The following is a 14,074-nucleotide window of genomic DNA, read 5'->3' on the forward strand; positions in this document are numbered from 1 at the left end:
AGAGCAAGGCAGCAGAAAGGACGGGACTATTCTTGCGAAGTTGCGAACGTCCGTCTTCTGTACTGTCTTGCGGTACGAACTCATTCGCTTTTTCAAATTAACAAAGTGTAAAACTCGTAGTGTGGTTATACCAAAGGACGAACGGGCGGGCGGAACCTCTGCGCCGTTCATGACTTTAGTCGAACTTGCTTCGGCTGGGTAATTGTCGCCGTCGTGAGACGACGGACCGGGCGAGGGCGCGCGCGGCCGGATTGTTGCCAGGCAGGCGCCGGTGGCTTGAATCGGACGAACGATCGGGTCGCCGGTGATGTTGCGGGGGGTGGTGCCGAGTGTCGGACTCGAACCGACGACCTACCGCTTACAAGGCGGTTGCTCTACCAGCTGAGCTAACCCGGCCACGGCGCATCCATGCCTTGCGCGCGCGTTCGCGGCAAGAGGGCGCGGCTTCACGGGATGCCGAAGGTCCAGCCTTCGGTGGCGGCCAGTGCGGGGTCGAGGCCAGCGGGGGTCCAGAGTTCGGCGTCGGCGGCGACGTGGCGGAGCCAGGCGGCGGTGAGCAGTGCGTCGGTGGCGTGGTCGTCGTAGCGCGCCAGCGTGGTGTGAGGTTTGGTGGCTAGGTTCGCGAGTGCGGCGTCGAGCGTGGGGCCGTCGCGGAGCTTGGTGCGGCTGCTCGTGAGGCCGGCGGCGCGGGCGGCGATGGTGGTGTAGATCTCGACGATCAGCGGGCCGTGGGCGGGGACCGGGTCGAATGGCCAGATCGGCACGCGGCCGGCGAGCGTGTGGAGCAGGCGCATGCCGGTGAGGCTCGATTTGCCGACCTGCGACGCGCCGATCAGGTTGAAGCAGCTGACCGCGTTGCCGAGTTTGAGCGCGCGGCAGCGGCGTTCGACGACGCGGAGGCGGCCCATGCTGCCCTCGAACCGGTCGCCGCGGACGATCGCGCCGGCCGTGGCATGGCGGAAGTGGCGGGCGGTTTCGATGTGGTCGGTGAAGGTCGAGGCGGAGAGGTGCGGTTCGTTGGCGCAGAGTTGGTCGACGAGCGCCCAGAGACCGCGGGCGTCCGAAGGGGTTTCGGACCAGTCGGGGAAGTAGGCGCCCTGGTCCGCGTGCGGCAGCGCGGGGGAGAAATCGATGCCGACAAGGAGGTCGGTTTTCGCCTCCGCCTGTGCGAGCAGCCAGTCGAGCGCGGCGGGGCGCGACCAGCCGCGGTCGGGGGCGATCAGGATCGGAGCGGCGTCGCCCGTGCCGCACTCGGCCAGCGTGATGCCGGGCGGGCGGGCGATGGCGCGGCCGGACCAGTCGAACGCGGCGAAACGGGTGAAGCGGCGTGGCGGCATCGGGGCTTTCGGGGGCGGCGGATTGCTGCGTCGGGATAGTCGGGTTAGGCGATGGCGGTTCGAGAAGCGAGGTCCTGATGATCGTCCGTCCACGCCGCAGTGCGCTGTACCTGCCCGCATCCAACGCGCGGGCGATCGAGAAGGCGCGCGGGTTGCCGTGCGACGTCGTGATCCTGGACCTGGAGGATGCGGTCGCGCCCGATGCGAAGGGGACGGCGCGGGCACAGGCGGTGGCGGCGGTGCGCGACGGCGGGTTCGGCGCGCGCGAGCTGGTGGTGCGGGTGAACGGGCTGGCGACGCCTTGGGGGGCGGACGATCTGGATGCGCTGGCGACGGTGGCGCCGGATGCGGTGCTGGTGCCAAAGGTGAATGGGGCGGACGACGTCGCCGCCTATCGCACGCGGGTGGCGGATGGGGTCGCGTTGTGGGCGATGGTCGAGACCGCGAAGTCGGTGCTGCGGCTGGAGGCGATCGCGTCCGCGCCGGGGCTGGGGGCGCTGGTGCTGGGCACGAACGACCTGGCGAAGGAGATGCGGGCGCGGCTCGATACCGAGCGGACCGCGTTTGGCGGCATGCTGGCGATGACGGTGGCGGCGGCGCGGGCGTTCGGGCTGGTGGTGCTCGACGGGGTGCATAATGCGATCGACGATGCGGACGGGCTGGCGCGGCAATGTGCGCAGGGTGCGGCGCTGGGGTTCGATGGCAAGACGTTGATCCATCCCGCACAGATCGCGGCGTGTAACGCGGCGTTTAGTCCGGCGGCGGATGAGGTGGCTTGGGCTCGGCGGGTGGTGGAGGCTTTCGAGGGGCAGGAGGGTGTCGGCGTGATCCGGGTGGATGGGCGGATGGTGGAGCGACTGCATCTGGCGGAGGCGCGGGCGTTGCTCGATGTGGTGGCGATGCTGGAGGTCTCGTCGCCCCGGACTTGAGCCGGGGCCCCGCTCGGTCGGTTGGAAGAAGCGGGATCTCGGATCAGGTCCGGGATGACGGGATTTTGAGGGTGTTCGCCTAACTCACTGTTCCGGCAGGAAATCCGGGACGGAGAGATAGCGTTCGCCGGTGTCGTAGTTGAAGCCGAGGATGCGCGCGTCGGGGCCGAGTTCGGGAAGCTTCTGCGCGATCGCCTGGAGCGTGGCGCCGGACGAGATGCCGACGAGCATGCCTTCTTCCGATGCCGAGCGGAGCGCCATCGCCTTGGCGGCGGCGGGGTCGACCTGGATCACGCCGGTCAGCAGATCGGTGTGGAGGTTGGCGGGGATGAAGCCCGCGCCGATGCCCTGGATCGCATGCGGGCCGGGCTGGCCGCCTGAGATGACGGGCGACAGCGTCGGTTCGACCGCGAAGACCTTCAGGTCGGGCCAGTGCTTGCGCAGCACCTCCGCCACGCCGGTGATGTGGCCGCCGGTGCCGACGCCGGTGATGATCGCGTCGAGCGGCATGTCGCGGAAGTCGGCGAGGATTTCTTCAGCGGTCGTCGTGACATGCACGTCGATGTTGGCAGGGTTCTCGAACTGCTGCGGCATCCAGCTGTTGGGCGTTTCGGCGACGATTTCGAGCGCGCGTTCGATCGCCCCCTTCATGCCGCGTTCCTTGGGCGTCAGGTCGAAGGTGGCGCCATAGGCGAGCATGAGGCGGCGCCGTTCGATCGACATCGACTCCGGCATGACCAGGACGAGCGTGTAGCCCTTCACCGCGGCGACCATGGCAAGGCCGATGCCGGTGTTGCCGCTGGTCGGCTCGACGATCGTGCCGCCGGGCTTCAGCCGGCCGTCGGCCTCCGCCGCCTCGATCATGGCGAGCGCGATGCGGTCCTTGATCGACCCGCCGGGGTTGGAGCGTTCCGACTTGATCCAGACCTGCGCGTCCGGGAACAGCCGCGAGACGCGGACGTGGGGCGTGCGGCCGATGGTCGAAAGGATGCTGTCGGCGATCATGACTGGGTCTCCTGAGCGGGGGTGAGCGGGGGATCTTCGAGCCGGGCGGGGGGCGTGAAGGTACGCGCGGCGCGCAGTTCGGGGAAGAGCCGCGACCAGAGCAAAGCGATGCCGATCGCACCGACGCCGCCGGCCACGACCGCGGCGACCGGGCCGATGAGCGCGGCGAGGAAGCCGGACTCGGCCTCGCCCAGTTCGTTCGAGCCCGAGACGAAGAGCGACGAGACGGCACCGACCCGGCCGCGCATGTCGTTGGGGGTCGACAGCTGGATCAGCGATTGGCGGACATAGACCGAGAACATGTCGGCGACGCCCAGCACCGCGAGGCAGAGCAGGGACAGCGCGACGTTGCGCGACAGGCCGAACACGACGGTGGCGGCGCCGAACACACCGACCGCGATCAGCATCTTGACGCCGACCTCGCTCTTCAGCGGGCGAAACGAGAACCAGAGCGCGGTGGCGGCGGCCCCAAAGGCGGGGGCGGCGCGCAGGTGGCCGAGGCCTTCCGCGCCGACATCGAGCACGTCGCGCGCGTAGATCGGGAGCATCGCGGTCGCCCCGCCGAGCAGGACGGCGAACAGATCGAGCGAGATCGCGCCGAACACGATGCGGTTGTGGCGGACATAATGGAGGCCGTCGATCATCTGCCGCCAGGGATTGGCGCGGCGATCGAGCGCGGTGCGGGCGATCGGGCCGATCGTCATGAGCCCGACGAACGAGACGAGGAACAGCGCGGCGGCGCAGGCGAAGGGCAGCCAGTGGCTGTGCGCGTAGAGGTAGCCGCCCGCCGCGGGGCCGACGATGCCGCCCGACTGCCACGCGATCGACGACAGCGCGATGGCGGTGGGCAGCGAGGCGGGGGGGACGAGGTTCGGGGCTAGTGCGCTCAACGCCGGGCCGGCGAAGGCGCGGGCGACGCCAAGGAGGGCGGCGATGCCGAACAACGCGGGGAGGGTGGTCCTGTCGGTCCAGGCGAGACCGGCGAGCGCGATGGCGCAGCTTGCCTCCAGCAGCACGGCGCAGCGTGCGATCCAGCGGCGGTCGATGCGGTCCGCGGTCCAGCCGACGACGAGGGTGAGGAGAAGTAGAGGCAGGAACTGCGCGACGCCGATCAGGCCGAGCTGGAAGGCGGCGTCCTTCAGATCCATCGTGCGACGGGCGATGTCGTAGACCTGCCACCCGATGACCACGACCATGCCGTTCTGCGCCAGCGTGCTGGAAAAGCGCGCGACGAGATAGGAACGATAGTCCGGGAAGGTGAAGGGATGCGGCGGTTTGGTCGGCTGGCTGCTCACGCGACGTACCTAGGCGTTGCGGGCCCGGCCCGGCAAGCGGGTACGGGTTTGTCGGCTGAAAGACGAGATATTCGCCGTCCGCGTCCCCACACGAAACGCGGACGGCACTCGGTTTGAGTTGGGATCAGTTCTTTGCGAACGCCAGCAAGTCACTCGTAAGACGATCTTTTTCCGTTACGTTCAAGCCGTGCGGCGCGCCGGCATATTCGATCATCTGGGCCTGCGCGATGCCCGCGGCGGCGGCGCGGCCGGACGGGTCGATCGGGACGGTGCTGTCCGACGTGCCGTGGACGACGAGCGTGGGGACGGTAATCGCCGCCAGATCGCCGCGGAAGTCGGTGCGGCCGAACGCGTCAACGCAATCGAGCGTGCCCTTGAGGCCGGCCATCAGAGCCTGGCGCGAGAAATCGTCGAGCACGTCCTGGCTGACCGGGCTGGAGATCCAGCCGACGCCGTAGAAGGACTGCGCGAAGGTCGCCATGAAGTTCGGGCGGTCCTTCAGGATGCCGGCCTTCATTCCGTCGAACACGGAACCGTCGACGCCGTGCGGGTTGCTGTCGTCCTTGAGCATGTAGGGCGCGACCGAGGCGATCAGGCCGGCCTGGACGATGCCCTTGCCGGCGTGGCGCGACATGTAGCGTGCGACTTCGCCGCCGCCCATCGAGAAGCCGACGAGTGTGGCGTCCTGCGCGCCGGTCTGGTCGATCACGGTCGCCAGATCGTCGGCGAGCGTGTCGTAGTCGTAACCGGTCCAAGGCTGCGTCGAGCGGCCGAAACCGCGTCGGTCGTAGAAGATCACGCGATGGCCGGCATTGGCCAGCGCAAGCGCATGTTCGTCCCAACTGTCGGCCGTAAGTGGCCAGCCGTGCAGGAGAATGACCGGACGGCCGCTTCCCCAATCCTTCACATAGAGTTCAGTGCCGTCCTGCGTCTTGATCGTTGGCATGAGTGTGCTCCGTCCGGGGATTGCGCCCATGAACGCGGGGGCGGGGCGGGGGTTGCCTGCGCTCGACGCGTCAGGGGGGCGTCAGGCGTCGCGCAGGCCGATGCCGAGCGAGGCGCGCGGCTGTTCCGCCTCCGACGAGACGACCGGGTAGGCGCAATAGTCGGCGGCGTAATAGGCGGTCGGGCGATGGTTGCCGGACAGCCCGACGCCGCCGAACGGGGCCTTGGACGGCGCGCCGTTGGTTGGGCGGTTCCAGTTGACGATGCCGGCGCGGGTGTTGGCCCAGAAGCGATCGTAAAGCTCCGGCGCGCCGCTGATCAACGCGGCGGACAGGCCGAAGCGGGTGGCGTTCGCCTCCGCGATCGCGGCGTCGAAATCGGCGACGCGGATGACCTGCAGCACCGGGCCGAAGATTTCCGCGTCGGGGCGGTCGGCGACCGTCGTGACGTCGATCAGCGCGGGGGTGAGGAATGGGCGGTCCGGGTCCGGGCGGACGAGTTGCTTCAGCGGGCGTCCGCCGGCGAGGATGAGGTCGAGGAAGGCGTCCTGCACCCGGTCGGCGGCATCGTTGTCGATGACGGGACCCATGAACGGCGCGGGGACGGCGTGCGGATGATCGACGATGATGCGATCGATCAGCCGGCCGATCTGGTCGAGCAGCGCCTCGTGTGCGCCGTCGCGTACGATCAGCCGGCGGGCGGCGGTGCAGCGTTGGCCGGCGGAAAGATAGGCGGACTGCACCGCGATGACGGCGGCGGAATAGATGTCGGGCGTGTCCCATACGACGAGCGGGTTGTTGCCGCCGAGTTCGAGCGCGAGCAACTTGTGCGGCGTCTCGCCGAATTGGCGGTGGAGTGCGGCGCCGGCGGTGGCGGAGCCGGTGAACAGCAGCCCGTCGATGCCGTCATGCGCGGCCAGCGCGCGGCCGGTGTCGGGTCCGCCCTGGACGCAGCGCACGACTGACTGCGGGACGCCCGCGGCGTGGAGGCAATCGACGAGATAGGCGCCGACCGCGGGGGTCTTCTCCGACGGTTTGAACAGCACGGCGTTGCCGGCGATCAACGCGGGGACGATGTGGCCGTTGGGCAGATGCGCGGGGAAGTTGAACGGCCCCAGCACCGCCATCACGCCGTGCGGCTTGTGCCGAACCGCGATGCGTGCGCCCATCGCGCCCTCCATCCGGCGTTGCGGCGTGCGATCTGAATAGGCGGCGGCGGAGATGTCGACCTTTGCGATGACGCTGTCGACCTCGGTCCGCGCCTCCCACATCGGCTTGCCGGTTTCGCGAGCGATGAGGTCGGCGAACGGTTCGGCGCGGGTGCGGACGGTGTTGGCGAAGCGGCGCAGCGTTTCGACGCGGACGGTGAGCGGGCGGGCGGCCCATTCGGTCCAGCCGGCGCGAACGATCGCGACCTCCGCATCGACATCGGCGGCGGGGCCGCTCCACACCGGCGCGCCGGTCGCCGGTTCGGTCGAATGGAAGGGCGTCGTCATGCTGACGGCATTCTGATCGCGTGCATCACGGGTGGCAAGTGTCGGGTCATGCGCGGAGTGCCTCGCCCATGCGGCGGATCGCGGCGATCTTGGCGTAGAGCGGCGCCCAGTCGTCGTCCGCGGCGATCGGCGCCCAGAGCGCCTCGACCTCCTCGATCGGCATGCCGCAGGGCGCGGCGTCGGACCAGTAGGGGTGATCGAGCGGAGTGGTCGGTTCGTAGGTCGCCGCGATCTCGGCGAAAGCGGCGAAGCGCGGGTCGGTATAGGCCTGCGTCGCGGTGCGCAGCCGGCCGCCGCGCCAGTCGAAGAAGAAGCGGTCGATCGGCGTGTCGGTTTCGGCGAGCGCGGTTTCCATTGCGCCGAGCAACGCGAAGTCCTGGTCCTCGCTCTGCGGCCGGACGCCGAGCCGGGCGAGGATCGCGGTGCGGAAGGCGGCTTCGTAGGCGGGCGAGTAGAGGTCGACCATCGGGGCGAGTGCCTCGGCCGACGCAAGCGTGCGGAGCGCGATGGCGAGTTGCACGACGTTCCAGTGGATCGCCGCGGGCTGGCGGCCGAACGCGTAGAGCCCCTGATGGTCGAAATAGGCGGCGGTGAAGTCCGATTTCCAGAGCGGGGCGAAACGCCACGGGCCGTAGTCGAAACTTTCCGTCGTGATGGCGATATTGTCGGTGTTGAGCACGCCGTGGACGAAGCCGGCTGCCATGTAGGACGCCGCCAGCCGGGCCGTGCCGCGCGCGACATGGGCGAGGAGCTGTGCCTCGGGCTCGTCGCCGGGCGTCTCACCGTAGAGTTCGGTGAGGCAGTAGTTGACGAGTGCGCGCATGGTGTCCGCATCGCCGAGCGTGGCGAGCCGCTGGAACGAGCCGATCCGGATATGGCCGTGGCTGAGCCGGACCATGACGGCGGAGCGGGTGGGCGAGGGTTCGTCGCCGCGGTGGAGCGCCTCGCCGGTCTCGATCAGCGAGAGCGTTTTCGAGGTGTGGACGCCGAGTGCCTCGAGCATTTCGGTGGCGAGGATTTCGCGGACGCCGCCCTTGAGCGTCAGGCGGCCGTCGCCGGAGCGGCTCCAGGGGGTGGTGCCGGAGCCCTTGGTGCCGAGGTCGAGCAGCCGGTTTGCGCCGTCGCGGACCTGCGCGAAGAGGAAGCCGCGGCCGTCGCCCAGATCGGAGTTGTAGTGGCGGAACTGGTGGCCGTGATAGCGCAGCGCCAGCGGCTGTTCGAGCGAGTCGGGGAGCGGCGCGAACCGGCCGAAGTGGCGCGCCCAGGCGGTGTCGTCGAGATCGGCGAGGCCGATGGTGGCGGCGTGCGCGTCGTTGCGGAACCGCAGGATCGTCTCGGGGAAATCGGCCGCCTGCACCGGATCGTACAGCGTGTCGGGCAGCGTCAGGATCGTCCGTTCGGGGCGATAGGCGGCGGGTTGCGGTGGCAAGCTCATGCGCGGATATGGGGGCGGGGCGTCGGGCGGCGCAAGTGAAGGGTATCGGCATGACGGCGTGGACGGACGGATATTGGTGGTCGAAGGACGGGATCCGGCTGCATTACCGCGACTATGCCGGCGATGCGGCCAAGCCGCCGATCCTGTGCATCCCCGGGCTGACCAGAAATGCGCGCGATTTCGAGGGGTTGGCAGCGGTACTTTCACCGGAATGGCGGGTGATCTGCGTGTCGCTGCGGGGGCGGGCGGACAGCGGTTATGCGCGCGACCCGATGAGTTATGTGCCGCTGGTGTACCTGCAGGACCTGGAGGCGTTGATCGAGACGCTGGGGCTGGAGCGGTTCGTGGCGGTGGGGACGTCGCTGGGTGGGATCCTGACGATGCTGCTCGCGGCGACCGGGGGCGGGCGGATTGCTGGTGCGGTGCTGAACGATATCGGGCCGGTGCTGGACCCGGTGGGGATGGCGCGGATCAAGGGTTATGTGGGGAAAAACAACAGCTTCCCGACGTGGCTTCATGCGGCGCGTGCGATTGCGGAGACCAACGGGGCGGCGTTCCCGCGCTTCCAGATCGGCGACTGGGTGGCGATGGCGAAGCGGCTGTGCCGGCTGACGCCCGCGGGGCGGATCGTGTTCGATTACGACATGTCGATCGCCGAGCCGATGCGCGTGCCGAACGAGGGGGCGTTGGATATGTGGCCGGCGTTTGCGGCACTGGGGTCTGTGCCGTTGTTGTTGGTGCGGGGAGCTTTGTCGGATCTGCTGTCGGAAGAGACCGCCGGGGATATGGCGGCGCGGGCGCCTTCGCTGGAGGTCGTGACTGTGCCGGAGGTGGGGCATGCGCCGACCTTGGATGAGGATGAGGCGCGGGCTGGAATACTGCGGTTGTTGGGGCGGGTTTTGGCGGCTGGCTGATTGAGAGGAGGTCGTCTCAAGCCACTCCCCCTCTCCCCAGCCCTCTCCCCGAGGGGAGAGGGGGGCTTTTGTTGTGTTCGGGCTTCTGGCTCCCTCCACCCATCGGGGGGAGGGTTGGGGTGGGGGGCTTTGCTTGGGGTTTGGGTGTTTGAGAGAGTGGCGGTGTGGCGGGTCGTGACGTTTCGTTCATGACGCCGTTGGATTGTGCCACGCCCCCCACCCAACCCTCCCCCGGGTGGGGGGAGGGCTTTGATGGCCTCTGGGCTGTGTTCTTAACTTTGCTGGGGTAGCCTTGCGCGCATGACAGTCGTTCGCATTCTTCATCTTCATTCCACCTTTTCGCTGGGCGGTAAGGAAGCTCGGGCGGTGCGGTTGATGAATGCGTTCAGGGATCGCGCGACGCATACCGTGCTGAGTGCGATGCCGGGGGAAATGGGGGCGCGGTCGGCGATCGCGCCTGATATCGAGGTTACGTTCCCTACGGATGCGCCGTCTTTGCAGGGGAAGCCCGGGCCGGCGCGGTACCTGCGGCTGGCACGGTATATGGCGGGGTATGATCTGGTGCTCACCTATAATTGGGGGGCGATGGATGGGGTGATGGCGCGGCGGATGTACGCGCCGGTGATGCGCCTGCCGCCGATCGTGCATCATGAGGACGGGTTCAACGCGGACGAGACGCACGGGCAGAAGGCCAAGCGCGTCTGGTTTCGGCGGGCGGGGTTGCCGACTGTCGCGGCGCTGGTCGTGCCGTCGCAGCGGCTGGAGCGGATCGCGGTCGACGTGTGGCGGCAGCCGGCGGCGCGCGTGCGGCGGATCGCGAACGGGATTGCGGTCGGCGAGTATGGCGGAGCGCCGGAGCCGTTGGCGGGGTTCGAGCGGCGGCCGGGCGATGTGGTGGTCGGGACGATCGCCGGGTTGCGCGCGGTGAAGGATCTGCCGCGGCTGGTGCGGGCGGTGGCGGCGTTGCCGGGGCATGTGCGATTGCTGATCGTCGGCGAGGGGCCGGAGCGCGGGGCGATCCTGGCGGAGGCGGTGCGGCTGGGGATCGGTGATCGGGTGCATCTTGCCGGGTTCCATTCGCGGCCGGCGGCGGTGCTGGGACATTTCGACCTGTTCGCGCTGTCGTCCGAGAGCGAGCAGTTTCCGATCTCGGTGCTGGAGGCGATGGCCGCCGGGCTCGCCGTGGTCGCACCGGCGGTGGGGGATGTCGCTTCGATGGTTTCTGTGCCGAACCGGCCGTACGTCGTGACGGAGCCCAATCCGGCTTTGGCAGACGCCCTGGGCGGGCTGGTGGCGGACGAGGGGCTGCGTCGGGAGATCGGCCGCGCGAACCGGGCGGTGGCGGAAAAATCCTTTGACGAGAACCAGATGATTGCGGCTTACCGCGCGCTGTATGGCGGTGCGATCGGGCGGCCGGATGCGTTCGGCTGAGGTCACGCTGCTTTGACGTGCTTTCCGCGCAACCCTATTATAAGGCGGCGCGTATAAACAGCCGGGCAAAGGCCCGACCGGGAGGCTTTCGTTGTTCAAGGGTATCAAGCCGATCGTGTATGCCGGCCGCGAAGTGTGGCCGTTGATCGAGGGCGGCAAGGGCGTCGCGGTATCCAACCACCAGAGCAGCGGCGCGTGGGCGTCCGCGGGTGGAATCGGCACGGTGTCGGCGGTGAATGCCGACAGCTACGACCCCGACGGCAAGATCGTGCCGCAGGTTTATCACGCGTTGACGCGGCGCGCGCGCCACGAGGAGCTGGTGCAATATGCGATCGACGGCGCGGTCGACCAGGTGAAGCGTGCGTACGAGATGGCCGAGGGCCGCGGCGCGATCAACATCAACGTGCTGTGGGAAATGGGCGGGGCGCAGCGCGTGTTGCACGGCGTGCTGGAGCGGACGAAGGGCATGGTCGCCGGCGTCACGTGCGGCGCGGGCATGCCGTACAAGCTGAGCGAAATCGCCGTGTCGTACGGCGTGCAGTATCTGCCGATCATCTCGTCGGGCCGGGCGTTTCGCGCGCTGTGGAAGCGGGCTTATTCGAAGGCGGCGGAGCATCTGGGCGCGGTGGTGTACGAAGATCCGTGGCGCGCGGGCGGGCATAACGGCCTGTCCAACGCGGAGGATCCACTGGTCCCGCAGGATCCGTTCCCGCGCGTGAAGGCGCTGCGCGATACGATGCGCGAGGGCGGGATCGCCGACAGCGTGCCGATCGTGATGGCGGGCGGCGTGTGGAATTTGAAGGAGTGGAACGACTGGATCGACAATCCGGAGCTGGGCGCGATCGCGTTCCAGTTCGGGACCCGGCCGCTGCTGACGCGCGAAAGCCCGATCCCGGAGGATTGGAAGAACGCGCTGATGACGCTGGAGGAGGGCGACATCCTGCTCCACAAATTCTCGCCGACGGGATTTTATTCGTCCGCGGTGCGTAATCCGTTCCTGCGACAGCTGGAAGCGCGGTCCGAGCGCCAGATCGCGTTCAGCGGCGAAGCAGCGGGCGACCACCAGTATCAGCTGGACGTCGGCGTGAAGGGTAAGAGTTTCTGGGTGACGCGCGGCGACCTGCTGCGCGCGCGCGAGTGGGACATGCTGGGGTTCACGTCTGCGCTCAAGACGCCGGACAATACGCTGGTGTTCGTGCGGCCGGAGGAGATGCAGGTGATCCGCAAGGATCAGGCGGACTGCATGGGGTGCCTGAGCCAGTGCAGCTTCTCGTCCTGGGCCGATACGGAGGGCAATTCCACCGGGCGGCTGGCCGATCCGCGCAGTTTCTGCATCCAGAAGACGTTGCAGGACATCGCGCATGGCGGGCCGATCGAGCAGAACCTGATGTTCGCGGGGCATAGCGCGTTCCGGTTCCGACGCGATCCGTTCTATTCCAACGGGTTCGTGCCGACGACGCGGCAGCTGGTCGATCGCATCCTGACCGGCGACTGAGGTTGCGCGCGCTGATCGTTCGCCACACCGATTATGAGGGTGCGGCGGGGTTTCGCAGGCCGATCGAGGCGGCGGGATATTCGTTTTCGCGGATTGACGTGCTGGACCCGGCGTTCGGCGAGGCGGATTTCATGGCGCCCGATCTGCTCGTCCTGATGGGTGGGCCGATGGGGGTGTATGAGCGCGACAAGCATTCGTGGATCGACGGTGAAGTCGCGCGGATCGCGGCGCGGCTGCAGGCGGATCTGCCGACGATCGGGATATGTCTGGGGTCACAGCTGATCGCAGCGGCGCTGGGTGCGGCAGTGTATCCGGGGCCGGTGCAGGAGATCGGGTTCGGGCCGGTGACGGTCAATCCGGCCGGGATGGCGAGTCCGGTGAGCCATCTGGCGGGAACGCCGGTGCTGCATTGGCATGGCGATACGTTCGATCTGCCCGATGGGTGCGAGTTGCTGGCGTCGAGTGGGGTGTATCCGCACCAGGCCTATCGTCGGGGTACGCGGTTGTTGGCGCTGCAGTGTCATCCGGAGATGGGGGAGGACCCGCGGATTTCGCGGTGGATCGACGGTGGGTCCGCGGATCTGGCGGCCGCCGGGACCGATGCGGCGGCGATTTGGGCGGATTATGCCTCGCATGGGCCGCGTGCCGTGGCGGCCGGGCGGGCGATGTTGACGGAGTGGTTGCTGGGGTTGCGTTAGAGGTTTCCCGCGGGCGTTCGCCGTCTAGGCTACGCTCTACGTGGCCGTCGGCCTCGTTCGGGATAAGCGGTCTCTAAACATCGTCGGACAAAAAAAGGGCGCGTATCCGGGTGGATACGCGCCCTTCCTGTTACCGCGGTTTAGCGGTACGTGCGGCGACCGCGCTTGTCGAGAGAGTAGCGGCGACCGCGGCTGTCACGGTAGTAGCGCTTGTTCTTGGTGAGCGCGGTGACGGCGGCGCCGCCCGCGGCACCGATCAGCGCGCCGTTGCCGACGGACAGGCCGGGAATGACTGCACCGGCGACAGCGCCACCGGCGCCGCCGATCGCGCCACCCTTGAGCAGCTCGCCCGCGCTCTGCGCATAGGCCGGCGATGCCAGACCGAGCGCCATTGCGGCCACGCCCACGATATATTTCGCAGTCTTCATGATTCTTCCCTTTCACACGGAAACACGAGCAGACAACGGAACAAAACCGACCCGGTTCCTTCATCGGGCGTTCAGCAAATTGTTCCGTCCGGTTACGAGATGTTCATCCTTTCGGCGGCGTTGCGGAGCGCGGCGGTCGGCGGGTAAGGCTCCGTGCGACAGCGGTGCGAGGACGGATGATGCGGACGGGATTGGCAATGATGGGCGCGCTGGTCGCGCTGGCGGTGGGATCGACCGGGGTGGCGCAGGCGCCGCGTCCGCTGCCTTACTGGGCGTCGCTGACCGCCGGGGACGCGCTGATGCGGACCGGGCCGGGGCGGGAATATCCGGCGACGTGGCGGTATCGGCGGGTCGGCCTGCCGCTCAAGGTCGTCGCGGTCCACGAAAGCTGGCGCAAGGTGCGCGAGCCAGACGGGACCGAGGGCTGGATGGCGTCGGTGCTGCTGACCGAACGGCGGACCGGCATGGTGCAGGGCGATCCGGTGGCGCTGCGCGAGAAGCCGGCGACGAACGCGGCGGTGCGGTGGCGCGCGGCGCCGGGCGTCGTCGGCAAGATCGGGCAGTGTCGCGCGGGCTGGTGCCATTTCGACGTCGCCGGCAAGGACGGGTTCGTCGAGGCGAGCCGGTTGTGGGGCGTCGAGCTGGGCGAAGTCGTCGAGTGATGTGA

The 14,074-nt window shown here is 68.4% G+C and carries 13 protein-coding genes and 1 tRNA gene; 6 read left to right on the forward strand and 8 right to left on the reverse strand.

Features of this window, described 5'->3' with window-relative positions:
• Positions 1-320 precede the first annotated feature (320 nt).
• Both ACFSGX_RS15010 and ACFSGX_RS15015 read right to left on the reverse strand, forming a co-directional pair.
• Positions 321-396, reverse strand: a tRNA-Thr gene (locus tag ACFSGX_RS15010).
• Positions 397-446: 50 nt separating this feature from the next.
• Positions 447-1,337 (reverse strand): hypothetical protein, encoded by an 891-nt coding sequence (locus ACFSGX_RS15015; RefSeq protein WP_380931125.1) that lies wholly within the window; start codon positions 1,335-1,337, stop codon positions 447-449.
• A 77-nt stretch (positions 1,338-1,414) separates the two neighbouring features.
• Between ACFSGX_RS15015 and ACFSGX_RS15020 the strand changes: the two genes are divergently transcribed.
• Positions 1,415-2,266, forward strand: coding sequence for an HpcH/HpaI aldolase/citrate lyase family protein (locus ACFSGX_RS15020; protein ID WP_380931126.1), 852 nt, complete (start codon positions 1,415-1,417; stop codon positions 2,264-2,266).
• 84 nt (positions 2,267-2,350) lie between these two features.
• Here the strand turns inward: ACFSGX_RS15020 and cysK are convergent, their stop codons facing one another.
• The 5 genes from cysK to ACFSGX_RS15045 all read right to left on the reverse strand — a co-directional run bounded on the left by cysK (position 2,351) and on the right by ACFSGX_RS15045 (position 8,441).
• Positions 2,351-3,271, reverse strand: coding sequence for a cysteine synthase A (cysK, locus tag ACFSGX_RS15025; RefSeq protein WP_157177766.1), 921 nt, complete (start codon positions 3,269-3,271; stop codon positions 2,351-2,353).
• Positions 3,268-4,566 (reverse strand): MFS transporter, encoded by a 1,299-nt coding sequence (locus ACFSGX_RS15030; RefSeq protein ID WP_380931127.1) that lies wholly within the window; start codon positions 4,564-4,566, stop codon positions 3,268-3,270. Before ACFSGX_RS15030 ends, cysK begins: the two co-directional genes overlap by 4 nt.
• A 124-nt stretch (positions 4,567-4,690) precedes the next feature.
• Positions 4,691-5,512 carry an alpha/beta fold hydrolase gene (locus ACFSGX_RS15035; RefSeq protein WP_380931128.1) on the reverse strand — a complete coding sequence of 274 codons (822 nt, stop codon included), beginning with the start codon at positions 5,510-5,512 and terminating at the stop codon, positions 4,691-4,693.
• Between the two features lie 81 nt (positions 5,513-5,593).
• Positions 5,594-7,006 (reverse strand): succinylglutamate-semialdehyde dehydrogenase, encoded by a 1,413-nt coding sequence (gene astD, locus ACFSGX_RS15040; protein ID WP_380931129.1) that lies wholly within the window; start codon positions 7,004-7,006, stop codon positions 5,594-5,596.
• A 46-nt stretch (positions 7,007-7,052) separates the two neighbouring features.
• Positions 7,053-8,441, reverse strand: coding sequence for a protein adenylyltransferase SelO family protein (locus tag ACFSGX_RS15045; protein WP_380931130.1), 1,389 nt, complete (start codon positions 8,439-8,441; stop codon positions 7,053-7,055).
• A 50-nt stretch (positions 8,442-8,491) separates the two neighbouring features.
• On the opposite strand from ACFSGX_RS15045, the gene ACFSGX_RS15050 reads away from it, so the two are divergent.
• The 4 genes from ACFSGX_RS15050 (at position 8,492) to ACFSGX_RS15065 (ending at position 12,979) form a co-directional block, all read left to right on the forward strand.
• Positions 8,492-9,355 (forward strand): alpha/beta fold hydrolase, encoded by an 864-nt coding sequence (locus ACFSGX_RS15050; RefSeq protein WP_380931131.1) that lies wholly within the window; start codon positions 8,492-8,494, stop codon positions 9,353-9,355.
• Positions 9,356-9,655: 300 nt separating this feature from the next.
• Entirely contained in the window at positions 9,656-10,786 is a 1,131-nt protein-coding gene (locus tag ACFSGX_RS15055) for a glycosyltransferase (RefSeq protein ID WP_380931132.1), read from the forward strand.
• A 91-nt stretch (positions 10,787-10,877) separates the two neighbouring features.
• Positions 10,878-12,281, forward strand: a complete 1,404-nt coding sequence (locus ACFSGX_RS15060; RefSeq protein ID WP_380931133.1) for an NAD(P)H-dependent flavin oxidoreductase — start codon at positions 10,878-10,880, stop codon at positions 12,279-12,281.
• 2 nt (positions 12,282-12,283) lie between these two features.
• Entirely contained in the window at positions 12,284-12,979 is a 696-nt protein-coding gene (locus ACFSGX_RS15065; protein ID WP_380931134.1) for a glutamine amidotransferase, read from the forward strand.
• A gap of 140 nt (positions 12,980-13,119) precedes the next feature.
• Here the strand turns inward: ACFSGX_RS15065 and ACFSGX_RS15070 are convergent, their stop codons facing one another.
• Positions 13,120-13,407 carry a hypothetical protein gene (locus ACFSGX_RS15070; protein WP_380931135.1) on the reverse strand — a complete coding sequence of 96 codons (288 nt, stop codon included), beginning with the start codon at positions 13,405-13,407 and terminating at the stop codon, positions 13,120-13,122.
• A gap of 179 nt (positions 13,408-13,586) precedes the next feature.
• Here ACFSGX_RS15070 and ACFSGX_RS15075 point away from each other — a divergent pair, with 179 nt between their 5' ends.
• The gene (locus ACFSGX_RS15075; protein ID WP_380931136.1) at positions 13,587-14,069 is read left to right on the forward strand and encodes an SH3 domain-containing protein; all 483 of its coding nucleotides are present in this window, start codon (positions 13,587-13,589) and stop codon (positions 14,067-14,069) included.
• The last annotated feature ends 5 nt before the right edge of the window (positions 14,070-14,074 follow it).

It is taken from the genome of Sphingomonas arantia (assembly GCF_042682045.1).
GTDB classification, from domain to species: Bacteria; Pseudomonadota; Alphaproteobacteria; order Sphingomonadales; family Sphingomonadaceae; genus Sphingomonas_R; species Sphingomonas_R arantia.